The organism is Streptomyces sp. NPDC050423 (assembly GCF_040655445.1).
GTDB lineage: Bacteria > Actinomycetota > Actinomycetes > Streptomycetales > Streptomycetaceae > Streptomyces.
The window spans coordinates 1-26631 of sequence record NZ_JBFAJY010000017.1; the positions used below are offsets into that span (position 1 = coordinate 1).

Here is a 26631-nt window from a genome sequence, read left to right on the forward strand (position 1 = left end):
GAGTTGGTCTGCCAGAAGGACGAGCGCGGCGTCGTCGGAAGGAGCCGAGCCGAAGAGCAGTTCTTGGAGGCCGCTGCCGGTCGTGCCGAGGCGCCCGGGGCCCCTTCCCTGTTCCGTGTGCGGACCTCAGAACTCCTGGCTGCGGGCCGTCGCTTCCGTGGCCGCCGCCTTGCGGGCCTTCTCCGCCTGCTCCTCGGCCTCCATCTCGGCGAAGACGTCGATGGGCGGCGGCGCCTTGGCGAGGAAGACCCAGGTGAGGTAGACCGCGAGCAGGAACGGCGGGATCTTCAGCGCCACCAGGACCCAGCCGAACTGGGTGGTGTCGCCCCACCAGTACAGCGGGAAGAGGATCGCGCACTTGGCGAGCAGGACCAGTCCCCAGGCGTAGCTGGCCTTGGCGTAGGCCTTCTTGCGGCCGGGGTTCCTGGTGCGCCAGGAGAGGTTCTCCTTGAAGACCGGGCCCAGGATCAGGCCGATCAGCGGCAGTCCCGCCACGGTGGTCACCAGGTAGGCGAGGGCCAGTCCGAGCGTGTAGACCATGCCCGGCAGATAGAAGTCCTTGGCGTTGCCGGTCATCTTCGCGAAGACGACGCCGAAGGCCACACCGAAGACACCGCTGAAGGCGTGCTTGACGGTGTCCCTGCGGATCAGCCGGACGGCCACGAGCACCAGCGACACCGCCACGGCCGCGACGGCCGAGTACGTGAGGTTCTTGTCGATGGTGAAGATCGTGACGAAGAGCAGTCCCGGCAGGACTGTCTCCACCATGCCCCGGATGCCACCGAAGGCCTCGAAGAGCGCGGCCTCGGTGACCGCTTTCGCGTCGGCCTCCTGCTGGTCGGTGCGGGTGGTGGGGTCCGTGTCGGACGTCGGCTTGTCAAGAGACGTCACCGGCTACTCCTTGCCGAGCGGTCGGAGTTCGTATTTGGGGTTGAACAGCACCCGGCGCCCGTGACTCATGGAGATCCGGCCCGAGGCGATGAGCTTGCGGCCCGGTTCGATGCCCACGATCGAGCGGCGGCCGAGCCAGACCACGTCCAGCGGAGCGGTGCCGTCGAAGAGCTCCGCCTCAAGGGCGGGCACTCCGGCGCGCGGTCGCAGGGTGACCGTCCGCAAGGTACCAGTGACCTTCACGATCTGGCGGTCGCTGCACTCCGAGATCCGGGTGCACCCCGAGGCATGCGAGTCCTCCGCCAGCTCCTCGCGCTCCAGGTCCTCCTGGGAGCTGGAGAGCCGGTCGAGCATCCGCCGGAAGCGCCCGGACGGCCGCTCGGCCTTCCCGGCCTTCTCGAATCGAGGAACAGCACTCATAACCGAAGCGTACCGGTCCCCGGGGGTCCGGGAGGATGACCGCCGTCTCACTCGAACGGGTTCTGGGGAGAGCCGGCCGGCGTCCGTCAGGCGCGCTCGAAGCGGTATCCCATCCCCGGTTCGGTGACGAAGTGCCGGGGGTGCGCGGGGTCGGCCTCCAGCTTGCGCCGCAGCTGGGCCATGTAGACCCGCAGATAGTTGGTCTCGGTGCCGTACGACGGCCCCCAGACCTCCTGGAGCAGCTGCTTCTGGCTGACCAGCCGGCCGCTGTTGCGGACCAGGACCTCCAGCAGGTGCCACTCGGTGGGGGTGAGCCTCACGTCCCGTCCCTCGCGCTGGACCTTCTTGGCGGCCAGGTCGACGGTGAAGCCCGTGGTCTCGACGATCACGACCTGGTCGCCGCCGTCCTGGCCGACGGGTTCGGCGCGGCGCACCGAGGCGCGCAACCGGGCCAGCAGCTCGTCCATGCCGAACGGCTTGGTGACGTAGTCGTCGGCGCCCGCGTCCAGCGCCTCGACCTTCTCGTCGGAGGTGTGGCGGGCCGAGAGCACCAGGATCGGCACCCGGGTCCAGCCGCGCAGCCCCCTGATCACCTCGACGCCGTCCATGTCGGGCAGCCCGAGGTCCAGGACGACGACGTCGGGGTGGCGGGCGGCGGCGAGCTGGAGGGCGGTCGCCCCGTCGGGCGCGGCGTCCACCTCGTACTTGCGCGCCTTCAGGTTGATCACGAGGGCGCGTACGATCTGCGGCTCGTCGTCGACCACAAGCACCCGGGTCATCGCGGTCCTGCCTTTCTGCTGTACATCGGGTCCGCGGAGCTCTCCGCGGATCATGAGGTGACCCGCGCGGGCAGGTCGGGGCTGACCGGGACGTGTCCCGATGCCGCCCTGAGGGTCAGGACCATGGTGAGGCCGCCGCCCGGGGTGTCCTCGGCGTCCAGCGTGCCACCCATGGATTCCACGAAACCGCGGGCCACCGCGAGACCCAGGCCGACCCCGGCGCCGCGCGGGGCGTCGCCGTAGCGCTGGAAGGGTTCGAAGATGCGTTCCTTGCCGTCGTCGGGGACACCGCGGCCGCGGTCGGCCACCCGTAGCTCGACGCGGGCGCCCAGTGCGCTGGCGGCCACTGTGACGCGGTCGCCGTCGGGGCTGTACTTGACGGCGTTCTCGACGATGTTGGCGACGGCCCGCTCCAGCAGTCCGGGATCGACGGCGACCATCGGCAGCGTCTCGGGGATGTCGAGGTCGACGCTGTCCTCGGGCACGCCGCCCAGGGCCATGGGCACGACCTCGTCGAGGTCTATCTCGCGGATCAGCGGGGTGACGGTGCCGGTCTGGAGCCGGGACATGTCGAGGAGGTTGCCCACCAGGTGGTCGAGGCGGTCCGCGCCGTTCTCGATGCCTTCCAGGAGTTCGGCCTCGTCGTCGTCGGACCAGGCGACGTCGTCGGAGCGCAGGGAACTGACCGCGGCCTTGATGGCGGCGAGCGGGGTCCGCAGGTCGTGGCTGACGGCGGCCAGCAGCGCGGTCCTGATCCGGTTGCCCTCGGCGAGCCGGCGGGCCTCCTCCGCCTCGCCTACGAGGCGCTGGCGGTCCAGTACGACGGCGGCCTGGGCGGCGAACGCGCCGAGCACCCGGCGGTCCTCGGCGGGCAGCACCCGGCCGGAGAGCGCGAGGGCCATGTGGTCGCCGACGGGCATGTCCACATCGGCGTCCTCGGGGCGGGCGACGGGCCCGGGGCCGACGCTCCCCGCGCACGTCCACGGGTCGACGTCGCTCTGCCGCTCCAGCAGCGCGACGGACTCCATGCCGAAGGTCTCGCGGACCCGGTCGAGCAGCGCGGCCAGGGTGGTCTCGCCGCGCAGCACGCTGCCGGCCAGGAAGGACAGGATCTCGGACTCGGCGCGCAGTCTGGCGGCCTGGTGGGTTCGGCGGGCCGCCAGGTCGACGACGGAGGCGACCGAGACCGCCACCGCGAAGAAGATCACGATGGCGACGAAGTTCTCGGGGTCCTGGACGGTCAGGGTGTGGGTGGGCGGGGTGAACCAGTAGTTCAGCAGCAGCGAGCCCGCCGCGGCCGAGGCGAGGGCGGGCCGCAGCCCGCCGAGCAGGGCGGCGGCGACGGTCATGAAGAGGAACAGCAGGACGTCGTTGGCGAGCCCCGGACCGTTCTCCAGGCCCTTGAGGAGCAGCGAGAGGAGGACCGGGCCACCCACGCCGACGATCCAGCCCCAGATGATGCGGGCCCGGCCGAGCCGGGCGCCGCGGGCGATGGGCAGGCCCCTGCCCTTGGCGACCTCGTCGTGGGTGACGATGTGGACGTCGAGGTCGGTGCCGGACTCACGGGCGACGGTGGCGCCGACGCCGGGGCCGTAGATGTACTGCCAGGCCTTGCGGCGGCTGGAGCCGAGGACGATCTGGGTGGCGTTGACACCGCGGGCGAATTCGAGGAGCGCCGAGGGTATGTCGTCGCCGATGACGTGGTGGAAGGTGCCCCCGAGGTCCTCGACGAGGGTGCGCTGGACGGTGAGTTCCTTCGGTGAGGCCGAGGTCAGTCCGTCGCTGCGGGCGATGTAGACGGCGAGGATCTCGCTGCCGGAGCCCTTGGCCGCCATCCGGGAGGCCCGGCGGATGAGGGTGCGGCCCTCGGGGCCGCCGGTGAGTCCGACGACTATGCGTTCGCGGGCCTGCCAGGTGGTGCGGATGTTGTGCTCGCCGCGGTACTGCTGGAGGTATTCGTCGACCCGGTCGGCCACCCAGAGGAGGGCCAGCTCGCGCAGGGCGGTGAGGTTGCCGGGGCGGAAGTAGTTGGAGAGCGAGGCGTCGATCCGGTCCGGCTTGTAGATGTTGCCGTGGGCCATCCGCCGACGCAGCGCCTGCGGCGACATGTCGACAAGTTCGAGCTGGTCGGCGCGGCGGACCACCTCGTCGGGCACGGTCTCGCGCTGGCGTACGCCGGTTATCGACTCGACGACGTCGCCGAGGGACTCCAGGTGCTGGATGTTGACGGTGGAGACCACGTCGATGCCGGCCTGGAGGAGCTCCTCGACGTCCTGCCAGCGCTTGGCGTTGCGGGAGCCGGGCACATTGGTGTGCGCCAGTTCGTCCACCAGGGCGACGGCCGGGGCGCGCTCCAGGACGGCGTCGACGTCCATCTCGGTGAAGACCGCGGTGCGGTACTCGATCTCGCGGCGCCGGGTCCGTTCGAGGCCGTGCAGCATGACCTCGGTGCGCGGGCGGTCGTGGTGCTCGACGAAGCCGACGACGCAGTCGGTGCCCCGCTCCACGCGGCGGTGCGCCTCGGAGAGCATGGCGTACGTCTTGCCGACGCCGGGTGCCGCACCGAGGTAGATCCGAAGTTTGCCGCGCGCCATGGCCCCATTGTCTTCCCGAAAGCGGCTGCGGCCGATGCGGCAGCTACTGTCGAAGCTACCCCCTGAATTTCCGGCATATCGGGCGGAGGGTGCCGGAGCGGAGCGTATTGACGTAATTCTGATGCCTGGGCCGGGCCTCCCCCGGGCCGGAGATACGCCCGGCCGGCTCGCCTACACGTGCTCGACGATGTGCCCGTCACTGAGTTCGAGGACCCGGTCGGCGAGGCCGAGCAGCTGGGCGTCGTGGGTGGCGACGAGCGCGGTGACGCCCTCGCTGTGCACGACCGCGCGCAGCAGTTCCATCACCGCGAGGCCGGTCTCCGCGTCGAGCTGTCCGGTCGGCTCGTCGGCGATCAGCAGGGCGGGCCGGTTGGCGAGCGCGCGGGCGATCGCCACCCGCTGCTGCTGGCCGCCGGAGAGCTCGCCGGGGCGCTGGGCCGCGTGGTCGGCGAGGCCGACCAGGGAGAGCAGCAGGGACACCCGCTCCTCACGCTCGCGGGGGTCGGCCTTGCGCAGCCGCATCGGTACGCCGACGTTCTCCGCCGCGGTCAGGATCGGGATCAGGCCGAAGGACTGGAAGATGAAGCCGATCCGGTCGCGGCGCAGTTCCAGCAGTCCGTTCTCGCCGAGCGTGGAGAGGTCGGTGCCGTCCACGGTGATCCGGCCGCGGTCGGGGCTGTCGAGTCCCCCGACGAGGTTCAGCAGGGTGGTCTTGCCGGAGCCGGAGCGCCCCTTGAGCGCGACGAGCTCGCCGCGCGGTATCTCGAAGGACACCCCGCGCAGCGCGTGCACGGCCGCGGCGCCGGAGCCGTAGGAGCGGTGCAGGTCCTCGATCCGGACCATGGGCCTCTCGGCGACTGCGGTGCCGCTCTCCCCGCCGGTGCCCGCCGCGGTGGTGCTGTCGGTCATGTCGCTCCCCGTACGTCCTCGGTCCGTCGGCCGCCAGTATGTCCATGAGGCCCGGTAACGGGCAATGCCCGGGGCCGGCCGCGGCGGCCGGTCCCGGGCATCGCGTGCGCGTCAGCGTCCCGCGGTATCGCTCACGAGCTGCCGCAGCGCGACGTTCAGCCCGAGGACGTTGACCCGCGGCTCACCCGCGAATCCGAGGATCCGGCCGTCGGTGTGCCGCTCCACCAGCTTCGCCACCTGCCCCGCGTCCAGGTGGTTGCGCTCGGCGACCCGGCGGACCTGGAGCTGCGCGTACGCCGGGGAGATGTCCGGGTCGAGACCGGAGCCGGAGGAGGTGACGGCGTCGGCCGGCACCTGCGCGGGGCGCACGGGGTGGCCGGGGACGGAGTTGTCCTTCACCACCGCGGCCTTGGCGGCCGTGACCCAGTCGATCAGGTCCTTGTTGTCGCCGGAGCGGTTGGTCGCGCCGGAGACGAGGAGCGAGTACTGGGTGTTGACGCTGTTGCTGCCGAGGCCGTTGGACGGGCGGGGCTGGAACCACTTGAGATCGGGGTCGGGGGTCTCCTGGCCCTTCTTGAGCGGCAGGTCGTAGCGCTGGCCGATGAGTTCGGAGCCGACGACCTTGCCCTGGGAGCTGATCTCGGAGCCGTTGGCCCGGCCGGGCATGAGGCCCTGGGCGATCCCGGTGACGGCGAGCGGGTAGAGGACGCCGCAGACCGCGGTGAGGACGAGCAGGGCGCGGAGTCCGGCCCACAGAAGCCGGGCGGAGTTTCCTACGGAGTTGTTCATGGCAGGTCAGCCGATTCCGGGGATGAGGGAGATGATCAGGTCGATGATCTTGATGCCGATGAACGGGGCGATCAGGCCGCCCAGTCCGTAGATCCCGAGGTTGCGCCGGAGCATCGAATCGGCGCCCGCGGGCCGGTAGCGCACGCCCTTCAGCGCGAGCGGCACCAGCGCGACGATGATCAGCGCGTTGAAGATCACGGCGGACAGGATCGCGGACCGGGGTGAGGACAGGTCCATGATGTTGAGCTTGTCCAGGCCCGGATAGACCACGGCGAACATCGCGGGGATGATCGCGAAGTACTTCGCGACGTCGTTGGCGATGGAGAACGTCGTCAGTGCGCCGCGGGTGATCAGCAGCTGTTTGCCGATCTCGACGATCTCGATCAGCTTGGTCGGGTCGGAGTCCAGGTCCACCATGTTCCCGGCCTCCTTGGCGGCCGAGGTTCCGGTGTTCATGGCCACGCCGACGTCGGCCTGGGCCAGCGCCGGGGCGTCGTTCGTTCCGTCGCCGGTCATCGCGACGAGCTTGCCGCCGGCCTGCTCCCGCTTGATGAGGGCCATCTTGTCCTCGGGCGTGGCCTCGGCGAGGAAGTCGTCGACCCCCGCCTCCTCGGCGATGGCCTTCGCGGTCAGCGGGTTGTCGCCGGTGATCATGACGGTGCGGATGCCCATCCGGCGCAGTTCACCGAACCGCTCGCGCATGCCCTCCTTGACGACGTCCTTGAGGTGGATGACACCCAGGACCCGGGCGCCGTCCCCGTCGTCGACCGCGACCGGCAGCGGCGTACCGCCCTCGCGGGAGATCCGGTCGGTGAGCGTGGCGACGTCGGGGTGGACCGTGCCGCCGCGCTCCCGGACCCATGCGGCGACCGAACCGGTGGCTCCCTTGCGGATCCGGCGTCCGCCGACGTCCACCCCGGACATCCGGGTCCGGGCGGTGAAGCCCACCCACTGCGCGGTGGCCAGTTCCCCCTGGTGCCGCTCGCGGAGCCCGTACGCCTCCTTCGCCAGGACGACGACGGACCGCCCCTCGGGCGTCTCGTCGGCCAGCGAGGAGAGCTGGGCGGCGTCCGCCAGTTCGGCCTCCGTCACGCCCGCGACCGGGAGGAGCGCCGCGGCCTGCCGGTTGCCGAGGGTGATCGTGCCGGTCTTGTCCAGCAGCAGGGTCGACACATCGCCCGCCGCCTCCACGGCGCGCCCCGACATGGCGAGCACGTTGCGCTGCACCAGCCGGTCCATGCCGGCGATGCCGATGGCGGACAGCAGGGCGCCGATGGTGGTCGGGATCAGACAGACCAGCAGCGCGGCCAGCACGATCATGGACTGCTCGCTGCCGGCGTAGACGGCGAACGGCTGGAGGGTGACCACGGCCAGCAGGAACACGACGGTCAGCGAGGCGAGCAGGATGTTCAGCGCGATCTCGTTGGGCGTCTTCTGCCGGGCCGCGCCCTCGACGAGGGCGATCATCCGGTCGATGAAGGTCTCGCCGGGCTTGGTGGTGATCTTGATGACGATGCGGTCGGAGAGCACCTTCGTCCCACCGGTCACGGCGCTGCGGTCGCCGCCGGACTCCCGGATGACCGGCGCCGATTCGCCGGTGATCGCGGATTCGTCGACACTCGCCACCCCCTCGACGACGTCCCCGTCGCCCGGAATGATGTCGTCGGCCTCGCAGACCACCAGATCACCGATGCGCAGTTCGGTGCCCGGGACCCGCTCCTCGTTCCCGCCGATGACCCGGCGGGCGACGGTGTCCGTCTTGGCCCGGCGCAGGGTGTCGGCCTGGGCCTTGCCGCGCCCTTCGGCGACCGCCTCCGCCAGGTTGGCGAAGACGGTGGTCAGCCAGAGCCAGACCGTGATCGCCCAGCCGAACCAGTCCCCCGGGTCCAGGGCCGCCAGCACGGTGGTGAGCACCGAGCCGGTCAGCACCACGAACATCACCGGGGACTTGATCATCACCCGGGGATCGAGTTTGCGTACCGCGTCGGGGAACGCGGCGATCAGCATCCTGGGGTCGAACAGACCCGCGCCGACGCGTCCTTCGGGGCCCTGCCCGGACGGGGTGTCCCGGTGCGGTGCGCGGGACGGTGTGACTGTGGACATCGCGTCCTCTTGCTTCGTACGGAGGGTCATGACGCCAGCCCCTCGGCCAGCGGCCCCAGAGCCAGGGCCGGGAAGTAGGTCAGACCGGCGATGATCATGACGGTGGCGACCAGCAGTCCGCTGAAGAGCGGTTTGTGCGTGCCGAGGGTGCCGACGGTCGCCGGTACGGGCCGCTGCCCGGCGAACGAGCCCGCCAGGGCGAGGACGAACACCATGGGCAGGAACCGGCCCAGCAGCATCGCCAGTCCGATCGTGGTGTTGAACCACTGGGTGTCCGCGGCCAGTCCGGCGAAGGCCGAACCGTTGTTGTTGGCGCCGGAGGTGTAGGCGTAGAGGATCTCGGAGAAGCCGTGCGCCCCGGAGTTGGTCATCGAGTTGCCCGGGGTGGGCAGGGCCATGGCGACGCCGGTGAAACAGAGCACCAGCGCCGGGGTGATCAGGATGTAGCAGGCCGCGAGCTTGATCTCGCGGGTGCCGATCTTCTTGCCGAGGTACTCGGGCGTGCGGCCGACCATCAGGCCGGCGATGAACACCGCGATGACCGCCATGATCAGCATCCCGTAGAGACCGGAGCCGGTGCCGCCGGGCGCGATCTCGCCGAGCTGCATGCCGAGCATCGTGATGCCGCCGCCGAAGCCGGTGAACGAGGAGTGGAAGGAGTTCACCGCGCCGGTCGAGGTGAGCGTGGTGGCCACGGCGAAGAGGGACGAGCCGCCCACACCGAAACGATTCTCCTTGCCCTCCATGGCCCCGCCCGCGATATCGAACGCGGGCCCGTGGTGGGCGAATTCGGTCCACATCATCAGCGCGGTGAAGCCGAGCCAGATGACGCCCATGGTGGCGAGGATGGCGTAGCCCTGCCTGAGCGAGCCGACCATCCGGCCGAAGGTGCGGGTCAGCGCGAACGGGATGACGAGGATCAGGAAGATCTCGAAGAGGTTGGAGAGCCCGTTGGGATTCTCGAAGGGGTGGGCCGCGTTGGCGTTGAAGTATCCGCCGCCGTTGGTGCCCAGCTCCTTGATGACCTCCTGCGAGGCGACCGCGCCGCCGTTCCACTGCTGCGAACCGCCCAGGAACTGGCCGACGGAGTGGATGCCGGAGAAGTTCTGGATCGCCCCGCAGGCGACCAGCACGAGCGCGCCGATCACCGAGATCGGAAGGAGGATCCGTACCGTGCCGCGCACCAGGTCGGTCCAGAAGTTGCCGAGTTCACCGGTACGGGTGGCGGCGAGGCCCCGGACCAGCGCCACCGCGACGGCGATACCGACGGCGGACGAGACGAAGTTCTGCACCGCGAGGCCGCCGGTCTGCACGACATGACCCATGGCCTGTTCGCCGGAGTACGACTGCCAGTTGGTGTTGGCGACGAACGACGCCGCCGTGTTGAACGCCTGGTCGGGGTCGATCGAGACGAAGCCGAGGGAGCCGGGCAGCGAGCCCTGGAGCCGCTGCAGCAGATACAGGAAGAGGACGCTCACGGCGGAGAAGGCCAGGACACCGCGGAGATAGGCGGGCCAGCGCATCTGCGTGTTCGGATCGGCGCCGATGGCCCGGTATATCCACTTCTCGGCCCGCAGATGCCGGGGCGAGGTGTAGACACGGGCCATGTGGTCGCCGAGCGGGCGGTACGCCAGACCCAGCGCCACGACGAGCGCGAGCAACTGGAGCACACCTGCGAAGACGGGGCTCATTTCGGGCTCAGAACCTCTCCGGGTACAGAAGGGCGAGGACGAGATAGCCCAGCAGGGCGACGGCCACGACGAGACCCACCACGTTTTCGGCGGTCACAGCTTCGTCACCCCCTTGGCGATGAGTGCCACCAGCGCGAAGACCGCGATCGTGGTGGCGACGAAGGCCATATCGGCCATCGGGTGCTCCTGGATGAGGTGCGGATTTCTCGGACCTCATGAGCAAACCTGCCGCAGACACCGCTTTGACCTGCGTTGATGGCTTCCATACGGAAATGGGCCGGCCCTTGACGGCGCCCGTACGTGCCCGATACGCGCCCCATACGCGCTGCCGTCCGCACGGTCCGGGGTGACGCCCCCGCGGACACGGAAAAGCCGGTGGGCCGCACCCCCGCGAAGGGGTACGGCCCACCGGCCGGTGCTTACGGGTGCGGGGTCAGCGCACCTCGGTGATCTCGGGGCCCCGCTGGAGCTGGCCCATGCCACCGGAGAACTTCGAGCCCTCCTGCTCCTCCTGCTGAACACCCTCGGGCACCATCTGGGCGTCGTTGGGGAGCTTGAGGACGATCGGGTCGCGCGGGGCCATCGGGCCGTCGCCACGGACCACCACGGTGTCCCGGAAGACCGTCTCCAGCAGACCGGCGGCCTCCGGCTGCACGGCACCCTGGCCGGAGATCACACCGCGCAGGAACCAGCGCGGGCCGTCGATGCCGACGAAGCGGACCAGCTGCACGCCGTTCGCCCCGTCGGGAAGCTGTACGGGGACCTGCGCGCGCAGCTCCCAGCCCAGCGGGCCCTCGACCTCGTCGATGATCCCGCCCTGCTGGGTGATGCCGGAGGCGATCTCGTCGCGGACCTCGCCCCAGATGCCCTCCTTCTTGGGGGCGGCGAAGGCCTGCAGCTGGATCGCGCTGTCGCGCAGCACGACGGTGGCGGCGACGATCGCGTCACCGGCGACCTCGACACGCAGCTCCATGCCCTCGACACCGGGTACGAAGATGCCGCCCAGGTCGACGCGGCCCTCGCCGGGCTGGGAGACCTCTTCGATGTCCCACGGCCCGTCCGGTCGCGGCGCCGGCGGAAGGTTCGTCCGACGCGATCCGCCCTTGGCGGCATCGGCGTCATCGAGCTCGTCGACGACCTGCTCGGCCTCGCGCGCTTCGTCCGCCGTGTCCTCGGCGGAACCACTGTTCTTGCGACGTCCGAACACGTCACTGTCCTTCCCGGTCGGATTCGACCGAAGCGTAGCTGTTCCCGTCCTGGGGAACCCCGCCCCGGACGCCATCAACATCAACGGCGGCATGACCGCCGGTGGACCCGAAGCCCCCCTCGGCCCGCGCCGAACCGGGAAGCTCCGACACCTCGTGGAAGCGCACCTTCTCGACCTGCTGCACGACCAGTTGGGCAATCCGGTCGAACCGCTCGAACCGCACGGACTCGCGCGGGTCGAGATTGATGACGATCACCTTGATCTCTCCACGGTACCCGGCATCAACCGTCCCCGGGGCATTCACCAGTGCGACTCCACAGCGCGCGGCGATGCCGGATCGGGGATGCACGAACGCGGCGTACCCGTCCGGCAGTGCGATCGAAACCCCCGTGGGCAGCACGGCCCGCTCGCCCGGTGCCAGCTCGGCGGCCTCGGTGGTCACCAGATCGGCCCCGGCGTCGCCGGGGTGCCCGTACGCCGGGATCGGCACGTCGGGGTCGGTCCTGCGGATCAGTACGTCCACGGGATGGCGCATCAGGGGTTCACCTCGAAGGCGCGGGCGCGCTTGGCCTGGTCGGGGTCGGCCATCGCCGCGCGGATCTCGGCCGGGCGGCCGTTCTCGATGAAGTGGTCGACCTTGACCTCGATGAAGAGGGCCTCGGCCCGGACCGCCACGGGCCCGTCCGGGCCGCCGATCCGGCCGGTGGCCCTGGAGTAGATCTTCCGGCCGTGCACGGCGGTGATCTCTGCGTCGAGGTACAGCACCGTGTCGACCGGCACGGGGCGGACGAAGTCGGTCTCCAGCCGTCCGGTCACCGCGATCACCCGCAGCAGCCAGTTCAGCGAGCCGAGCGTCTCGTCGAGCGCGGTGGCCAGTACCCCGCCGTGCGCCAGGCCAGGGGCACCCTGGTGGGCGGCCTGCACGGTGAATTCGGCGGTCACCTCGACACCCTCGCCGGCCCGCGCCTGGAGGTGCAGCCCGTGCGGCTGTCCTCCGCCGCAGCCGAAACAGTGTTCGTAGTGCGCGCCGAGCAGTTCACCGGGGGGCGGCGCGTCGGGGTGCCGGACCGGTTTCACCGCGTCGGCCGGGGGCTTCATAGCCGCAGATGTTCCACTCACAGCCGCAGACCTTACCCGCGCGGGTACCCGCTGGTCGCGCCGTGCCAAGCTTGTGCGCATGCAGCCTTCCGCCCCGCCATTCGACGAACGCCTCACCGCACCCCGTTCATGGTGGGTGATCTGCTTCCTCTTCGGCATCGCGTGCGCGCTGATGCTGCTGCCACTGGGTACCCTGCCGCTGCTCGCCGGCCTGGTGGGCGGCACGGCCGCGTCGGCGGTGGTGGTGAGCTCGTACGGCTCCGCCCGGATCCGGGTGGTGGGTGACGCGCTCGTGGCGGGTGACGCGCGGATCCCGGTCTCGGCGCTCGGTGAGGCAGAGGTGCTGGAGGCCGAGGAGGCGCGCGCCTGGCGCTCGTACAAGGCGGACACCCGGGCGTTCATGCTGCTGCGCAGCTATATCCCGACGGCGGTGCGGGTGAAGATCACCGATCCGCAGGACCCGACTCCGTACGTCTTTCTGTCGACGCGCGAGCCGAAGGCCCTGGTGGCGGCACTGAAGGCGGCGGTGCGGGCCTAGAGCGAGCCCGGGGGAAGGGCTCTAGTCCTTCGGGGGCTGGTCCTCCGAAGACCCGGGAAAGGCTTCGTACGGGAGCGCGGGCCGTTCCAGCGGCGGCAGCTCCGGCAGCCGGTCCCAGGGGATCTGCCGCTTGCGCAGATCCTTCCTGACCCGTTCGGCAAGTCTTCTGGTCTCGCGGCGGTTCATCATCGCGCCGACCGCGGCGCCGATCATGAACGGAATCAGGTTCGGCAGATCGCGCACGGTGCGCTTCATGATCTGCTGGCGCAGCTCGCGCTTCATCTGGCCGCCGAGCGCGGCATTGACCGTCACAGGGCGCATGCCGTCGATGCCTCGCTCCTCGGTCCAGGAGGTGAGGTAGGCGGTGGAGCGCTGTCCGATGCCGCCGGGCGGACGGAGTCCGTACACCTCGTGCAGCTCGGCGACGAGCTTCATCTCGATCGCGGCCACACCGGTGATCTCCGCGGCCAGCTCGGCGAGCATGGCGGGCGGTACGGGCATCATGGCCGCCGCGCCGATTCCGGCGCCGACGGTGGCGGTGGCCTTGCCCGCGCCCGCGATGAGCCGGTCGGCCAGTTCCTCGGGCCCTAGGTCCGGGAACTGCTTGCGCAGGGTGGCGAGATCGCGCACAGGGACGCGGGGAGCGATATCGATGATCAGGTCGGCGATATGACCGATCGCCGACCTCGCGCTCTCCCCGCCCTTGCGTACGCCCCGTTTCACTGAATTCAGACGGCCTGCCCCGGTCACGGGCTCCGTCCTGTCGACCTGTTCGGCCCTGTCGGCCGTGTCGACTTCTGCAGCTGCTCCGGCTGCTTCGAGCGAGGCCGGCCGGCCTCGCTCGTCCTGTCCGCCCGGCGAGGGTGGCAGGGCGGACGGCTCGGCAGGCGCTGCTACGCCCTCTGCCGGGCCTGTACCGCCCTGATGCGCCTCCGACGCCTTACTGCCACGCCGGGGGCGCCGCTTCCGGAACGGTGTGTCCCCTGCCACGGCCGACCGGACCTCAGTCGCAGTCGCGGCAGATCGGCTGGCCGTTCTTCTCGCGGGCCAGCTGACTGCGGTGGTGCACGAGGAAACAGCTCATGCACGTGAATTCGTCGGCCTGCTTCGGCAGGACCCTTACGGCCAGCTCTTCGTTGGACAGGTCTGCGCCGGGCAGCTCCAGTCCTTCTGCCGCGTCGAACTCGTCGACATCGACGGCCGAGGCCGTCTTGTCGCTCCGACGAGCCTTGAGCTCTTCAAGGCTGTCCTGATCGACGTCGTCGTCGGTCTTTCGTGGGGTGTCGTAATCCGTTGCCATGTCGCTCTCCCCCTCTGGGTGTCTGCGGTGTCTCAGCGCACGTAACGCGTGAGAGGCCGGACTTGTGCCCGACCCGAGGCGGAGATTTTGCCTCACATCAAGGTCTGTTACTCAATCGACACCCAAAAGGACCGCTCGAGAGTGATCGGCTTGGGTGGCGATGGGGACCGTACACGGTCCCGGCGGCGCCCTTCACAGGCACCACCCCGTGTACTTCCCGTGATAATGGCCCCCGAAAACCCCGACTTTTACCGGATTTCCGATGGGGGCCCTGGTCACGGAGCGTGGATGGCCGGAAATTCGCTCCTGTGATCGATCACACACGGACCCCCCGGGATCGGGTCCCGAAAATTCCGCTCAAAGCGAACAAAATAAACCGAGTGCGAATCGCTTCGTCCGGCCTGTCAGACAGGCAGTGAGACGCGCATCACAAGACCACCGCCCTCGCGGGGCTCCGCGATGATACGGCCTCCGTGAGCGCGCGCGACGGACCGCGCGATCGACAGGCCGAGCCCCACCCCCTTGTCGCTGCCCGTCCGCTCCGTACGCAGCCGTCTGAAGGGCTCGAAGAGGTTGTCGATCTCGTAGGCGGGCACCACTGGACCCGTGTTCGAGACGACGAGCAGGGCCTGGCCCGGCAGGAGCTCGGTGGTGACCTCGACCCAGCCGCTGTCCGGGACGTTGTAGCGCACCGCGTTCTGTACGAGGTTCAGCGCGATCCGCTCCAGCAGCACGCCGTTGCCCTGGACCACGGCCGGGGCCAGCTCGGCGCGCATCTCCACGTTCTTGGCCTCGGCCTCGCCCCGTGTCTGGTCGAGGGCACGCGAGGCGACCTCGGCGAGGTCGACGGGTTTGCGCTCGACGATCTGGTTGTCACTGCGGGCGAGCAGCAGCAGGCCCTCGACCAGCTGCTCACTGCGTTCGTTGGTGGCCAGCAGCGTCTTGCCGAGCTGCTTGAGCTCCGGGGGTGCCTGCGGGTCGGAGAGGTGGACCTCCAGCAGCGTGCGGTTGATCGCCAGGGGCGTGCGCAGCTCGTGCGACGCGTTCCCGACGAACCGCTGCTGCGCGGTGAAGGCCCGCTCCAGCCGGTCCAGCATGTCGTCGAAGGTGTCGGCGAGCTCCTTGAACTCGTCGTCCGGACCGTCCAGCTCGATGCGCCTGGACAGATCCGTGCCGGCCACCCGACGGGCGATGCGGGTGATCCGGCCCAGCGGCGAGAGCACCCGTCCCGCCATCGCGTAACCGAAGGCGAAAGCGATGATGCTCAGGCCCACGAGGGCCAGCAGGGACCGGTTGAGGAGGGTGTCCAGCGCCTGTTGACGCTGGTGGTTGACGCAGGAGTTCATCGCCGCGTTGACGGAGTTCGGTGAGCTCCCCTCCCCCAGCAGGTTGCAGACGTTGCTGGACACATGGCCGTCGACGATCTTGAACGGCAGCTCACTGCCCACGTGCAGGGCCTGAGCGGCCAGCATGTAGATGATCGACAGCAGCAGGATGCCGGCGATCAGGAACATGCCGCCGTACAGCAGGGTGAGGCGTATCCGGATCGTCGGACGCAGCCAGGGGTACGGGGGCTCCTGCTGTTTGGGCTCCCACGTGGGTTTGGGGGGCGCCGTCGCGGGCGGCGGGACAGTGGGCACCGGCATCAGATCCGGTAGCCGGAGCCGGGCACGGTGACGATGACCGGCGGCTCACCGAGCTTGCGCCGCAGGGTCATGACGGTCACCCGGACGACGTTGGTGAACGGGTCGGTGTTCTCGTCCCAGGCCTTCTCCAGGAGCTGCTCGGCCGAGACCACAGCGCCCTCGCTGCGCATCAGGACCTCCAGCACCGCGAACTCCTTGGGCGCGAGCTGGACCTCCTGCTCGCCCCGGAAGACCTCGCGGCGGTTCGGGTCGAGCTTGATCCCGGCACGCTCCAGGACCGGCGGCAGGGCGACGGTCGTACGGCGCCCGAGGGCCCGTACCCGCGCGGTCAGCTCACTGAAGGCGAAGGGTTTGGGCAGATAGTCGTCGGCTCCGAGCTCCAGTCCCTCCACCCGGTCGCTGACGTCTCCGGAGGCGGTGAGCATGAGCACCCTGGTCGGCATGCCCAGCTCGACGATCCTGCGGCAGACGTCGTCGCCGTGCACCAGGGGGAGGTCCCGGTCCAGCACCACGACGTCGTAGTCGTTGACCTCGATGCGCTCCAGTGCCGCTGCACCGTCGTACACGACATCGACGGCCATGGCCTCCCGGCGCAATCCGGTGGCCACCGCATCGGCGAGCAGCTGCTCGTCCTCCACGACGAGTACGCGCACGGCGCTTCCTTCCTTAGAACTTCCACAACAGAGCTGCACAACGTCCGCGACGGACCGGCGGAACGTCCGGATCAGGCCGGTGGCCCATGATCCGGGCCGTGTCCGGGCACGGTCTGTGCGCCTCCATCCTGCCCGTAACGCGTATAAACCGGCGGTAAGACGGCGCGGCCCGACCTGCGGCTTCCCGGAATGCGGCGGTTTTCCGGGCCAGTTGAGGTTTCTCTGAGGGCCGGGCTGGGGAGGACGAATTCACACCCGCGATCACGTCTCGTATGTGGCGTGCCACTGGCCCCCTCCGTTCCCCCGGAGGATGCGTGATCACCCGCCCTACCGCCTCGGCGGAGGGAATCCCGGGCACACCCCCGTGCCACCGACCCACGATGAGGGGGCGCCTCATGGACGCTTTCACCGCAGGTCTGCTGCAACGCATCAAGACCACCGAGTCCGACCTCACGAAGGCCCGCGAGACGGGTGACGACTTCCTTGCGGACGTCGAGCAGAGCGAGCTGGAGGATCTGCACCGCCTCGCGGCCGAGCACGGAGTCCACATCGGCGCCACAAGCGTCTGAGCCGTCACGAGAAGGCCCCGCGGTGCCGTAGCGGCACATGCGGGGCCTTCTTCGTCGCGACGCCGCCCACGGCCCGCACAGGGGCTCAGTCGTGCCAGGCGCCCAGTTCCTCCAGCAGGGAGCTCAGCGGCTCGAAGACGCCCGGTGACGCGGCGACCGACAGGTCTCCGTCGGCGGGCGTTCCCGGCCGCCCGCCGGTGAGCGCGCCGGCCTCCCGTGCGATGAGGTCACCGGCCGCGAGGTCCCACGGGTGCAGGCCGCGCTCGTAGTAGCCGTCGAGGCGGCCCGCGGCGACGTCGCAGAGGTCGATGGCGGCGGAGCCGCCGCGCCGGATGTCCCGCAGCCGCGGGATCAGCACGCGCGCCACGTCGGCCTGGTGCGCGCGGACGTCGGCGACGTAGTTGAAGCCGGTCGACACGAGCGCCTGGTCGAGCGGCGGGGCGGGCCGGCAGCGCAGGGCGGCCCCGCCGTCCCCGAAGGCACCGCCCTTCGCGTACGCACCGCCGCCGAGTACCGCGTGGTACGTCTCCCGGCGCATCGGGGCCTCCACCACGCCCACGACCCGCTCACCGTCCCGTTCGGCGGCGATGGAGACGGCCCAGGTAGGCAGCCCGTACAGGTAGTTCACGGTGCCGTCGAGCGGGTCGATCACCCAGCGGATGCCGCTGCTGCCCTCGGAGCTGGCGCCCTCCTCCCCGAGGAAGCCGTCCTGGGGGCGGCGTTCGGACAGGAAGCCGGTGATCAGTTTCTCGGCGGCGATGTCCATCTCGGTGACGACGTCCACCGGGCTGGACTTGGTCGCGGCCACCCCCAGGTCGGCGGGCCGGCCGTCGCGCAGCAGCGCGCCGGCCCGGTGGGCGACGTCCAGGGCGAGGTCCAGCAGTTCGGACAGCAGGGGGTCGGTCACGGCGCTCCCAGGGGGATGAGGAGGTGCGGGTCGGGTCGGTGGGGCGTCACGCGTACGGGCTGTCGGCGCCCGCGGCGGCCGGCCTCGGGACACGGGCCGGGCAGCAGCCGGCCGGGCAGAGGTCGTGGCTCGCTCCCAGTGCCCCGAGGGCACACCGCTCCCGGCCGCGGCCCTGTTCGGCGGCGGCGCGCTCCAGCACGAGGTCACGCACCGCCGCGGCGAACCGCGGGTCGGCGCCGACGGTCGCGGACCGGCGCACCGGCAGGCCGAGCTCGGCGGCCTTCGCGTTGGCCTCGGTGTCGAGGTCGTACAGGACCTCCATGTGGTCCGAGACGAAGCCGATGGGTGCCATCACCACGGCGGGAACGCCGTCGCCGTGCAGCAGCTCCAGGTGATCGCAGATGTCGGGTTCGAGCCACGGAATGTGCGGGGCGCCGCTGCGCGACTGGTAGACGAGCTGCCACGGGTACTCGACACCCGTCCGCTCGCGGACGGCCTCGACGATCACCCGTGCCACGTCGAGGTGCTCGGCGACGTACGCACCGCCGTCGCCGTGCGCCTCCGGCGGGCCGGAGACGTCGGCCGCCGAGGTGGGGATGGAGTGCGTGGTGAAGGCGAGGTGTGCGCCGGCCCGCACGTCCTCGGGAAGGCCGGCCAGGGAGGCGAGGACGCCGTCGACCATCGGCTCGACGAAGCCGGGGTGGTTGAAGTAGTGCCGCAGCTTGTCGACGCGCGGCACCGGCAGCCCTTCGGCCTCCAGGACGGCCAGTGACTCGGCGAGGTTCTCGCGGTACTGCCGACAGCCGGAGTAGGACGCGTAGGCGCTGGTCGCCAGGACGGCGATGCGACGGTGTCCGTCCCCGGCCATCTCGCGCAGGGTGTCGGTCAGGTAGGGCGCCCAGTTGCGGTTGCCCCAGTACACCGGCAGATCGAGTCCGTGCTCAGCGAAGTCCTTGCGCAGGGCGTCGAGCAGGGCCCTGTTCTGGCCGTTGATCGGGCTGACGCCGCCGAACAGGAAGTAGTGCTTGCCGACCTCTTTCAGCCGCTCCTCGGGGATACCCCGGCCGCGGGTCACGTTCGCCAGGAACGGAACCACGTCGTCCGGACCTTCGGGGCCTCCGAAGGAGAGCAGCAGCAGGGCGTCGTAGGGGGCGGGCTCACGCAGATCGGACATGACATCGATCCTGCCACCCGCCCCCGGCGCCGCTTCCACCGACATCCGCCCCAGCACCCCACCCGTAAGCTGTGTCGGCCACGTTCACCCCTGACACCGCGTGTGACCGCGCCGTACCGGAGTACCCCTTGCCCAGTCCCTATCGCGCGATCTTCGCCGCCCCCGGCTCCAAGGGGTTCTCCTCGGCCGGCTTCTTCGGCCGGATGCCGCTGTCCATGATGGGCATCGGCGTGGTGACCATGGTTTCCCAGCTGACCGGCCGGTACGGGCTGGCGGGCGCACTCTCGGCGACGCTGGCGATGGCCGCGGCGGTGGTGGGGCCGCGGATATCCAGGCTGGTCGACCGGTACGGGCAGCGCCGGGTGCTGCGCCCGGTGACCCTCGTCGCCCTGGCGGCCGTGGCCGGTCTGCTGGTCTGCGCGCAGCAGGGGCTGGCGGACTGGACGCTGTTCGTGTTCGCGGCCGGAGCCGGCTGCGTCCCCAGCGTCGGTTCGATGGTCCGGGCCCGCTGGGCGGAGATCTACCGGGGCTCGGCGCGCGAGCTCCACACCGCGTACGCGTGGGAGTCGATCGTCGACGAGGTGTGCTTCATCTTCGGTCCGATCATCTCGATCGGGCTCTCCACCGCCTGGTTCCCCGAGGCGGGCCCGTTGCTGGCCGCGGGCTTCCTGCTGGTCGGCGTCTTCTGGCTGACCGCTCAGCGGGCCACCGAGCCGGTGCCGCACCCGCACGCGCGGCACACCGACGGCTCCGCGCTGGCCTCCCGCGGTCTCCAGGTGCTCGTGGTGACCTTCGTGGCGACCGGGGCGATCTTCGGGGCGGTCGACGTGGTGACGGTGGCCTTCGCCGAGGAGCAGGGCCACAAGGCCGCGGCGAGTCTCGTGCTGGCCGTGTACGCGCTGGGCTCCTGCCTCGCCGGGGCCGTCTTCGGCCTGCTGCACCTGAAGGGCAGGCCGTCCGGCCGGTGGCTGGTGGGAGTGTGCGCGATGGCCGTGAGTATGATCCCCCTCCAACTGGCCGGGAGCCTGCCGTTCCTGGCCGTGGCGCTCTTTGTCGCGGGCCTCGCCATCGCACCGACGATGGTCACCACGATGGCTCTCGTCGAACAGCACGTACCGCGCACCAGACTGACCGAGGGCATGACCTGGACCAGCACCGGGCTCGCCGTGGGTGTGGCGCTCGGCTCCTCGGCCGCCGGCTGGGTGGTCGACGCGTCCGGGGCGAAGGCGGGGTACGCGGTGCCCGCCGTGGCGGGAGCGCTCGCGGCCGCGGTGGCGTTCCTGGGGTACCGCCGGCTCAGTGGGCCGGTTCCTACGGAAGGGCGCGGGGAAGATGACCGACACCTACGCACGGACGACGACGAGCGCGTGGCGTAACTGGGCGGGGAACGTCACCGCCCGTCCGGTACGGACCGTGTCACCCGCCTCCGTGGACGAGCTGGCCGAGGAGCTGCGCAGGGCGTCCGATGACGGCCTGAAGGTGAAGGCGGTGGGCACCGGCCACTCGTTCACCGCGACCGCGGCCACCGACGGGCTGCTGATACGCCCCGATCTGCTCACCGGCATCCGGGAGGTCGACCGTGCGGCGATGACGGTGACCGTCGAGGCGGGCACGCCGCTGAAGCGGCTCAACACCGCGCTGGCCCGCGAGGGCCTCTCGCTCACCAACATGGGCGACATCATGGATCAGACGGTCGCCGGGGCCACCTCCACCGGCACCCACGGCACCGGCCGCGACTCGGCGTCGATATCCGCGCAGATACGCGCCCTGGAGCTGGTCACGGCGGACGGCACGGTGCTGACCTGCTCGGAGACCGAGAACCCGGACGTCTTCGCCGTCGCCCGGATCGGGCTCGGCGCCCTGGGCGTCATCACGGCGATCACCTTCGCCGTGGAGCCGTTGTTCCTGCTGACCGCCCGCGAGGAACCGATGACCTTCGACAAGGTCACGGCCGACTTCGATCAGCTGGTGGCCGAGAACGAACACTTCGAGTTCTACTGGTTCCCGCACACCGGCAACTGCAACACCAAGCGCAACAACCGCAGCGCGGGCCCCGCCGCTCCGCCCGGAAGGGTCAGCGGCTGGATCGAGGACGAGCTCCTCTCCAACGGGATCTTCCAGGCGGCCTGCTCGCTCGGCCGGGCGGTACCCGCCACGATCCCCTCGATCGCCAAGCTCTCCAGCCGCGCCCTGTCGGCGCGCACGTACACCGACATCCCGTACAAGGTCTTCACCAGCCCGCGCCGGGTGCGGTTCGTGGAGATGGAGTACGCCCTGCCGCGCGAGGCGGCCGTGGAGGCGCTGCGCGAGGTCAGGGCGATGGTCGAGCGCTCCCCGCTGCGGATCAGCTTCCCGGTGGAGGTGCGTACCGCCCCCGCCGACGACATAGCGCTCTCCACGGCCTCGGGCCGGGAGACCGCGTACATCGCCGTCCACCTGTACCGGGGCACGCCCTACCAGGCGTACTTCACGGCGGTGGAGCGGATCATGACCGCCCACGGCGGCCGCCCCCACTGGGGCAAGGTCAACACCCGCGATTCCGGGTACCTCGCCGGGGTGTATCCGCGGTTCGGCGAGTTCGCCGCGGTCCGGGACCGGCTGGACCCGGACCGCCGCTTCGCCAACGACTACCTGCGCCGGGTCCTGGGCGACTGATCACCGCGCCCGCTCACTGGCCGCTGTCCGTGCCGACCGGTGCGTTCTCCTGCGCCGGCGCGCTGCCCGTGCCCGTCGGGTCGGGGGCGGTGCTGCCGCCGTCGCCGGGGGTGGGCGGAGGCGGGGCGACGGAGCCGTCGCCCGCGGAGCCCGACGGGGTGGGGGTGGGGCTGGGCGTCGGGTCCGTCGTGGAGCCGTCGCCCCGGTCCGTCTCCGGGCTCCGGTTCTGTCCGCCCTGCCCCGGGTCGGTGCCGGGATCCGAGCTGCCGCCCTGGCCCGGGGTCGGCCGGTCCTGGCCCGGGTCGGCGCTGCCGGACGGCGTGGGGTCGGCCGGAGACGTTCCGCGCTCGCCGCGTACGACGGAGCCCACGGTCGTTCCCCGGCCGCCGCTCAGGCCGTTTCCCGAGACCAGTTCGAACGTGGTGATCCCGGCCATCGAGACCGCGAACACCACCGCGGCCCCGAGCGCCGAGCGTTTCCAGCCGCGGATCCGGGTGCCGTGTGTGGTCGCCTCCGAGAACGCGTCGTCCCCGGCCCCGGGGGCCGTCGCGAGCGGCCGGGTTCCGTCGAGCGCCTTGATCAGCTGCGTACGGTCCGGGTCGCCGCTCGCCCGGCGCAGGACGGTGGTGGCGTCCGCGTCCTTGGGCGTGGTCGCCCCGTCCACCCGGCGCAGGACCGTCGTGGCGTCCACCGCCCGCGGTACCGCGGCCGTGTCGGCGGAGCCGTCGGCCTCCCGGAGGGCGACCCGTGTCTCGGGGGTCCCCCACGTCCCGTCCGCGTCCCCGGCATCACGTGTCTGGCGCGTGTGCACGGTCACCTCGCGGTCCGGGTGCTTCACCTGGACCGTGACCTCGCGGATCTGCTCACCCGTACGACGGAAGAAGTGCTGGAAGACCGAGCCGCCGCAGGTGGCCACGATGCTCATCACCCCGGCGCCGAGAATCGTTCCGTACACGCCCAGTTGCGAGGCCGCCACCGCCGCCGCGACCGCCGCGACCGCACTGCCCGCGACCTGGGGCAGGCTGAGATCGATCCGCCTTTCTCTGGGTTCTATGTCACTTTCCGGCTTCTGCACCATTTCCAGCCCTTGATTGACATCGCTCCCACCATGTAACAAGAAGGGACATTTGAGCGAAGCCGATAGTTCCGCTTACGGTGATTGTGTGAAGCAGGACACGCGAGGGGAACACCCCGCCTCCAGCCGGGTGACTCGACTCCCGCGCCTGACGAGAACTTCGGCGGCGCGGCGGCCCACCCACATGGTCCGAATGGAGTACTGTGGCGAGCCCTGGGGCCGGACTCCCGCGTGGAAGTCCGCAACCTTCGGGAGGGGGCCGAAGGAGGCACTCGATCCGGCGGCGCCACGGCATCGCACGGGGGCCGGCTGCACAGAGTGACCTAAGGTCACTTTGTGTTGCGCAAGAGGTCACCGTGCCACACTGGCGATCAAGGGCTCACGCCCGACACGCCGGGCAACACGGCAATGTTGTGGCAGGCTGCAGCCGGGCAGGCCACACTCGACTAGCGGAAGCAGCGACGCACGTGACGTCGGCAGGCACCACCCGGGAGGTCCCCATGCCCGAACTGCGTGTCGTGGCCGTCTCCAACGACGGCACACGACTGGTGCTCAAGGCTGCAGACAGCACGGAGTACACACTTCCGATCGACGAGCGGCTGCGAGCCGCCGTGCGCAACGACCGCGCGCGGCTCGGCCAGATCGAGATCGAGGTGGAGAGCCACCTCCGCCCCCGCGACATCCAGGCCCGGATACGAGCCGGTGCCTCGGCGGAGGAAGTCGCTCAGTTCGCCGGGATCCCGGTCGACCGTGTCCGCCGCTTCGAGGGCCCCGTGCTCGCGGAGCGCGCCTTCATGGCCGAGCGGGCCCGGAAGACTCCCGTGCGCCGTCCGGGCGAGAACACCGGCCCCCAGCTCGGCGAGGCGGTGCAGGAGCGTCTCCTGCTGCGCGGCGCCGACAGAGAAACCGTCCAGTGGGACTCCTGGCGCCGCGACGACGGCACCTGGGAGGTTCTCCTGGTGTACCGGGTCGCCGGTGAGCCGCACTCGGCGAGCTGGACGTACGACGCCCCGCGCCGGCTGGTCCAGGCGGTGGACGACGAGGCACGCTCGCTGATCGGCGAGACCGACGACGTCGCCGCGCCCGAACCCAGCTTCCCGTTCGTCCCGCGGATCGCCCGGCTGCCGCGTGACCGGCCGCTGGACCGCGCCCTGGACCGTCAGATGGAGCGCCCCGCCCCGCCTCCGCCCCCGGAGCCGGAGGAGCGCATCGGCGGGGTCACGGCGAGCGAACGCGATTCGCTCACCAGCCTCCTGGAGGCGGTACCGAGCTTCCGCGGCGACATGGTCGTGCCGGAGCGCCCCTCGCCGCCCGAGCCCCCGGCGATCGAACCGGCCGCGCAGGAGCCGGAGGCCGAGGATCCGCCCGCACCGGCGGCCTCCGCGGGCGCCGGCTCCGCTTACGCGGATGTACTGATGCCTCGTGCGGTGGCCGGTCACCGCGACCGGCTGACCGGGACGACGGATCGCCAGGCCGAGGCGGACGGCGTCCGGCCGGGCCGCCGGGCCGCGGTGCCGAGCTGGGACGAGATCGTCTTCGGCACGCGCCGCAAGAAACAGGACTGAACCGGGTGATCGCCGCATGACGGGGGCCCGTACGCGCTTGCGTACGGGCCCCTGTGCGCTGTCCGGACGGAACCCGTCATCCCGGTTGCGCCCGGCTGTCCCGTTACGGACCAGGTCGCGCCCGGCCGTCCCGTTGAGGGCCCGGTTCCGCGCGGCTGTCCCGTTACAGGGGGGTGGGGCCCGTGGCGACCGGACGGGACTCGTCGGCCGACCACTCGGACCAGGAGCCCGCGTAGAGAGCGGCCCGGTGTCCGGCGATCTCCAGCGCCAGCACCTCATGGGCGCCGGAGACGCCCGAGCCGCAGTAGACGCCGACGCCCGCGGTGTCCCCGTCCGCGCCCAGCCCGGCGAAGCGGGCGGCCAGCGCGTCGGCGGGCAGGAAGCGCCCGTCCGCCCCGACGTTCTCCCCCGTGGGGGCCGAGACCGCGCCGGGAATGTGCCCGCCCACCCGGTCGATCGGCTCCACATCGCCCCGGTAGCGCTCGGCGGCCCGTGCGTCGAGCAGCAGGCCCGAACGAGCCAGGGCCGCCGCGCCGTCCGCGTCCAGCAGGGGCAGCGCTCCCGGCTCGGGGACGAAGTCGCCCTCGGCGGGGGCCGGGATCTCCTTCGACAGCTCGCCGGTCCAGGCGGCGAGACCGCCGTCCAGCACCCGGACGTCCCGGTGCCCCGTCCAGCGCAGCAGCCACCAGGCGCGGGCCGCCGCCCAGCCCTGGCCGCCGTCGTACACGATCACCGAACGGTCCCGGCCGACGCCGGCGCGGCGCATCACCGCCCCGAATTCCGCCGGGCCGGGAAGCGGATGACGGCCGCCGGCGCCCGCCGGTCCGGCGAGCTCCGCGTCCAGATCGACGAAGACCGCCCCTGGGATGTGCCCGGCCTCGTAGTCGGACCGGCCGTGGGGGCCGCCCAGTTGCCAACGTACGTCCAGGAGCACCGGCGGACGTGGCCCCGCCGACTCGCTCGCACATTCGAATGCGGAGATGATGGGCTTCATGGGAGCCATCCTCGCGCAGTTGCCTGCCCGCCCGTAACAACCACGAAATGGTCGTACCGCAACAAACGGGATCTCGTCCGTCGAGATCACGGAAAGTGCGGCGCGGCCGGGGCGCATCGGGCGCCGGGTGGTGCAAGCATCTGCACGGGGCGTACACATCCCGTACCGCACAACGGCGCGCAGGCCCCGTTCCCCCGTACGGCCACCACGATGGTCCGAGGAGATAGTGACGATGACCGAGGCTGCCGCTCGGCGTACACCCGGAACACCTTGCTGGGTGAGCCTGATCGTGCACGGCCTGGACACGACCCAGAACTTCTACGCCGAACTGTTCGGCTGGGAGTTCGGACCGGGCCCGGAGCAGCTGGGCCCGTATGTCCGGGCACTGATCGACGGGAAGGAGGTCGCGGGAATCGGACAGCTGCCTCCCGACCGGCATCTCCCGATCGCCTGGACGACCTACCTGGCCACCGACGACGCCGATGTAACGGCGGAGACGATCCGTGCCTGCGGCGGCACGGTCGGCGTCGGACCGCTCGACGCTGGCGAGGCCGGCCGGATGGCCATCGCCTCCGACCCGTGCGGGGCCGTCTTCGGGATCTGGCAGGCGGCCCGGCACGTCGGCACCGCGCTGGCCGGAGCGCCCGGCACGCCGGTCTGGAACGAGCTGGTGACCCGGGAGACGGCGACCGTCGCCAAGTTCTACCAGGCGGTCTTCGGCTACGAGGCGGAGGCCGTGGTCTCGGCCGACTTCGACTACCAGACCCTGCATCTGAACGGCCGCCCGGTGGCGTCGCTGCACGGCGTCGGCCACGGCCTGCCGCGGGACCGCGGCCCGCACTGGATGACGTACTTCGAGGTCGCCGACACGGACGAGGCGGCGCAGCACGTGGTGGAGCTCGGCGGACACATCCTCCAGCCCCCCAGGGAGGGATCCAGCGGCCGGGTGGCGACAGTCGCCGATCCGGAGGGCGCGGCCTTCACGATCGTGCGGTCCGCGAGTCGCTGACGTGAGAGGGACCGACGGGGTGGCCGACGGCCACCCCGTCGGGCACGGCCTGGTGTCCTGCCCGG

Annotated in this window: 26 protein-coding genes; 6 read left to right on the top strand and 20 right to left on the bottom strand. The window is 70.9% G+C overall.

The genetic code is table 11. From position 1 onward, the window contains the following. Positions 1–126 precede the first annotated feature (126 nt). From AB0I52_RS14965 to AB0I52_RS15020, 12 genes are all read right to left on the bottom strand, one after another. A complete protein-coding gene (locus tag AB0I52_RS14965; protein WP_363072542.1) occupies positions 127–891 on the bottom strand; it encodes a DUF3159 domain-containing protein in 765 nt (254 codons plus the stop codon). Positions 892–894: 3 nt separating this feature from the next. After that, positions 895–1311: an OB-fold nucleic acid binding domain-containing protein gene (locus AB0I52_RS14970; RefSeq protein ID WP_363072544.1), complete on the bottom strand. Its 417-nt coding sequence runs from the start codon at positions 1309–1311 to the stop codon at positions 895–897. Positions 1312–1397: 86 nt separating this feature from the next. Next, positions 1398–2090 carry a response regulator gene (locus AB0I52_RS14975; protein WP_363072546.1) on the bottom strand — a complete coding sequence of 231 codons (693 nt, stop codon included), beginning with the start codon at positions 2088–2090 and terminating at the stop codon, positions 1398–1400. A gap of 50 nt (positions 2091–2140) precedes the next feature. Continuing rightward, complete coding sequence (locus tag AB0I52_RS14980) at positions 2141–4684, bottom strand: sensor histidine kinase KdpD (RefSeq protein WP_363072548.1); 2544 nt, start codon at positions 4682–4684, stop codon at positions 2141–2143. Positions 4685–4855: 171 nt separating this feature from the next. Further along, positions 4856–5593, bottom strand: a complete 738-nt coding sequence (locus tag AB0I52_RS14985) for an ABC transporter ATP-binding protein (RefSeq protein WP_363072550.1) — start codon at positions 5591–5593, stop codon at positions 4856–4858. A gap of 111 nt (positions 5594–5704) precedes the next feature. Continuing rightward, positions 5705–6382, bottom strand: coding sequence for a potassium-transporting ATPase subunit C (locus AB0I52_RS14990; RefSeq protein WP_363072552.1), 678 nt, complete (start codon positions 6380–6382; stop codon positions 5705–5707). Between the two features lie 6 nt (positions 6383–6388). Continuing rightward, positions 6389–8515 (bottom strand): potassium-transporting ATPase subunit KdpB, encoded by a 2127-nt coding sequence (gene kdpB / locus AB0I52_RS14995; protein ID WP_363072554.1) that lies wholly within the window; start codon positions 8513–8515, stop codon positions 6389–6391. Beyond that, positions 8512–10176, bottom strand: coding sequence for a potassium-transporting ATPase subunit KdpA (gene kdpA, locus AB0I52_RS15000; RefSeq protein ID WP_363072556.1), 1665 nt, complete (start codon positions 10174–10176; stop codon positions 8512–8514). Before kdpA ends, kdpB begins: the two co-directional genes overlap by 4 nt. Before the next feature lie 7 nt (positions 10177–10183). Further along, the gene (gene kdpF / locus AB0I52_RS15005; RefSeq protein WP_037777601.1) at positions 10184–10273 is read right to left on the bottom strand and encodes a K(+)-transporting ATPase subunit F; all 90 of its coding nucleotides are present in this window, start codon (positions 10271–10273) and stop codon (positions 10184–10186) included. 336 nt (positions 10274–10609) lie between these two features. Continuing rightward, the gene (locus AB0I52_RS15010) at positions 10610–11383 is read right to left on the bottom strand and encodes a DUF3710 domain-containing protein (RefSeq protein ID WP_363072558.1); all 774 of its coding nucleotides are present in this window, start codon (positions 11381–11383) and stop codon (positions 10610–10612) included. A 1-nt stretch (position 11384) separates the two neighbouring features. Beyond that, positions 11385–11918 (bottom strand): dUTP diphosphatase, encoded by a 534-nt coding sequence (dut, locus tag AB0I52_RS15015; RefSeq protein WP_123462922.1) that lies wholly within the window; start codon positions 11916–11918, stop codon positions 11385–11387. Beyond that, entirely contained in the window at positions 11918–12502 is a 585-nt protein-coding gene (locus AB0I52_RS15020) for a PaaI family thioesterase (protein WP_363072561.1), read from the bottom strand. The genes dut and AB0I52_RS15020 overlap by 1 nt, the downstream gene beginning before the upstream one ends. Positions 12503–12560: 58 nt before the next feature. Here AB0I52_RS15020 and AB0I52_RS15025 point away from each other — a divergent pair, with 58 nt between their 5' ends. After that, positions 12561–13019, top strand: coding sequence for a DUF3093 domain-containing protein (locus AB0I52_RS15025; RefSeq protein ID WP_363072563.1), 459 nt, complete (start codon positions 12561–12563; stop codon positions 13017–13019). Positions 13020–13040: 21 nt separating this feature from the next. Here AB0I52_RS15025 and AB0I52_RS15030 read toward each other — a convergent pair whose 3' ends face one another. From AB0I52_RS15030 to AB0I52_RS15045, 4 genes are all read right to left on the bottom strand, one after another. Beyond that, on the bottom strand, positions 13041–14009 hold the full coding sequence (locus tag AB0I52_RS15030; protein ID WP_363072565.1) for a hypothetical protein: 969 nt from the start codon (positions 14007–14009) through the stop codon (positions 13041–13043). Positions 14010–14022: 13 nt separating this feature from the next. After that, positions 14023–14319 carry a DUF4193 domain-containing protein gene (locus tag AB0I52_RS15035; protein ID WP_003965732.1) on the bottom strand — a complete coding sequence of 99 codons (297 nt, stop codon included), beginning with the start codon at positions 14317–14319 and terminating at the stop codon, positions 14023–14025. Positions 14320–14723: 404 nt separating this feature from the next. After that, entirely contained in the window at positions 14724–15965 is a 1242-nt protein-coding gene (locus AB0I52_RS15040; RefSeq protein WP_363072567.1) for a HAMP domain-containing sensor histidine kinase, read from the bottom strand. Next, positions 15965–16618, bottom strand: coding sequence for a response regulator transcription factor (locus AB0I52_RS15045; RefSeq protein WP_024490544.1), 654 nt, complete (start codon positions 16616–16618; stop codon positions 15965–15967). The genes AB0I52_RS15040 and AB0I52_RS15045 overlap by 1 nt, the downstream gene beginning before the upstream one ends. A gap of 395 nt (positions 16619–17013) precedes the next feature. Here AB0I52_RS15045 and AB0I52_RS15050 point away from each other — a divergent pair, with 395 nt between their 5' ends. Next, positions 17014–17187, top strand: a complete 174-nt coding sequence (locus AB0I52_RS15050) for a hypothetical protein (protein WP_362966737.1) — start codon at positions 17014–17016, stop codon at positions 17185–17187. 85 nt (positions 17188–17272) lie between these two features. Here AB0I52_RS15050 and AB0I52_RS15055 read toward each other — a convergent pair whose 3' ends face one another. After that, the gene (locus AB0I52_RS15055; RefSeq protein ID WP_363072569.1) at positions 17273–18094 is read right to left on the bottom strand and encodes an inositol monophosphatase family protein; all 822 of its coding nucleotides are present in this window, start codon (positions 18092–18094) and stop codon (positions 17273–17275) included. Between the two features lie 46 nt (positions 18095–18140). Beyond that, positions 18141–19268 carry a ferrochelatase gene (locus tag AB0I52_RS15060; RefSeq protein WP_363072571.1) on the bottom strand — a complete coding sequence of 376 codons (1128 nt, stop codon included), beginning with the start codon at positions 19266–19268 and terminating at the stop codon, positions 18141–18143. 128 nt (positions 19269–19396) lie between these two features. Between AB0I52_RS15060 and AB0I52_RS15065 the strand changes: the two genes are divergently transcribed. Both AB0I52_RS15065 and AB0I52_RS15070 read left to right on the top strand, forming a co-directional pair. Beyond that, positions 19397–20644, top strand: a complete 1248-nt coding sequence (locus AB0I52_RS15065; RefSeq protein WP_363072573.1) for an MFS transporter — start codon at positions 19397–19399, stop codon at positions 20642–20644. After that, the gene (locus AB0I52_RS15070) at positions 20601–21923 is read left to right on the top strand and encodes a D-arabinono-1,4-lactone oxidase (RefSeq protein ID WP_363072575.1); all 1323 of its coding nucleotides are present in this window, start codon (positions 20601–20603) and stop codon (positions 21921–21923) included. Before AB0I52_RS15065 ends, AB0I52_RS15070 begins: the two co-directional genes overlap by 44 nt. Before the next feature lie 13 nt (positions 21924–21936). On the opposite strand, the gene AB0I52_RS15075 is transcribed toward AB0I52_RS15070, so the two are convergent. Then, positions 21937–23001: a hypothetical protein gene (locus tag AB0I52_RS15075; protein WP_363072577.1), complete on the bottom strand. Its 1065-nt coding sequence runs from the start codon at positions 22999–23001 to the stop codon at positions 21937–21939. Positions 23002–23498: 497 nt separating this feature from the next. Between AB0I52_RS15075 and sepH the strand changes: the two genes are divergently transcribed. Continuing rightward, positions 23499–24563, top strand: a complete 1065-nt coding sequence (sepH, locus tag AB0I52_RS15080; RefSeq protein ID WP_363072579.1) for a septation protein SepH — start codon at positions 23499–23501, stop codon at positions 24561–24563. A gap of 163 nt (positions 24564–24726) precedes the next feature. Here sepH and AB0I52_RS15085 read toward each other — a convergent pair whose 3' ends face one another. After that, a complete protein-coding gene (locus AB0I52_RS15085; RefSeq protein WP_363072581.1) occupies positions 24727–25557 on the bottom strand; it encodes a sulfurtransferase in 831 nt (276 codons plus the stop codon). Between the two features lie 232 nt (positions 25558–25789). Here AB0I52_RS15085 and AB0I52_RS15090 point away from each other — a divergent pair, with 232 nt between their 5' ends. Next, complete coding sequence (locus AB0I52_RS15090) at positions 25790–26566, top strand: VOC family protein (protein ID WP_363072583.1); 777 nt, start codon at positions 25790–25792, stop codon at positions 26564–26566. The last annotated feature ends 65 nt before the right edge of the window (positions 26567–26631 follow it).

Coding starts and splice junctions, on each gene's coding strand:
- AB0I52_RS15035 (WP_003965732.1), bottom strand. CDS start 14,319: ATGGCAACGGATTACGACACCCCACGAAAGACCGACGACGACGTCGAT.
- AB0I52_RS14985 (WP_363072550.1), bottom strand. CDS start 5,593: ATGACCGACAGCACCACCGCGGCGGGCACCGGCGGGGAGAGCGGCACC.
- AB0I52_RS15070 (WP_363072575.1), top strand. CDS start 20,601: ATGACCGACACCTACGCACGGACGACGACGAGCGCGTGGCGTAACTGG.
- AB0I52_RS15075 (WP_363072577.1), bottom strand. CDS start 23,001: ATGGTGCAGAAGCCGGAAAGTGACATAGAACCCAGAGAAAGGCGGATC.
- AB0I52_RS14975 (WP_363072546.1), bottom strand. CDS start 2,090: ATGACCCGGGTGCTTGTGGTCGACGACGAGCCGCAGATCGTACGCGCC.
- AB0I52_RS14990 (WP_363072552.1), bottom strand. CDS start 6,382: ATGAACAACTCCGTAGGAAACTCCGCCCGGCTTCTGTGGGCCGGACTC.
- AB0I52_RS15025 (WP_363072563.1), top strand. CDS start 12,561: ATGCAGCCTTCCGCCCCGCCATTCGACGAACGCCTCACCGCACCCCGT.
- AB0I52_RS15040 (WP_363072567.1), bottom strand. CDS start 15,965: ATGCCGGTGCCCACTGTCCCGCCGCCCGCGACGGCGCCCCCCAAACCC.
- AB0I52_RS15050 (WP_362966737.1), top strand. CDS start 17,014: ATGGACGCTTTCACCGCAGGTCTGCTGCAACGCATCAAGACCACCGAG.
- dut (WP_123462922.1), bottom strand. CDS start 11,918: ATGCGCCATCCCGTGGACGTACTGATCCGCAGGACCGACCCCGACGTG.
- AB0I52_RS15060 (WP_363072571.1), bottom strand. CDS start 19,268: ATGTCCGATCTGCGTGAGCCCGCCCCCTACGACGCCCTGCTGCTGCTC.
- kdpA (WP_363072556.1), bottom strand. CDS start 10,176: ATGAGCCCCGTCTTCGCAGGTGTGCTCCAGTTGCTCGCGCTCGTCGTG.
- AB0I52_RS14970 (WP_363072544.1), bottom strand. CDS start 1,311: ATGAGTGCTGTTCCTCGATTCGAGAAGGCCGGGAAGGCCGAGCGGCCG.
- sepH (WP_363072579.1), top strand. CDS start 23,499: ATGCCCGAACTGCGTGTCGTGGCCGTCTCCAACGACGGCACACGACTG.
- AB0I52_RS15085 (WP_363072581.1), bottom strand. CDS start 25,557: ATGAAGCCCATCATCTCCGCATTCGAATGTGCGAGCGAGTCGGCGGGG.
- AB0I52_RS15090 (WP_363072583.1), top strand. CDS start 25,790: ATGACCGAGGCTGCCGCTCGGCGTACACCCGGAACACCTTGCTGGGTG.
- AB0I52_RS14980 (WP_363072548.1), bottom strand. CDS start 4,684: ATGGCGCGCGGCAAACTTCGGATCTACCTCGGTGCGGCACCCGGCGTC.
- kdpB (WP_363072554.1), bottom strand. CDS start 8,515: ATGACCCTCCGTACGAAGCAAGAGGACGCGATGTCCACAGTCACACCG.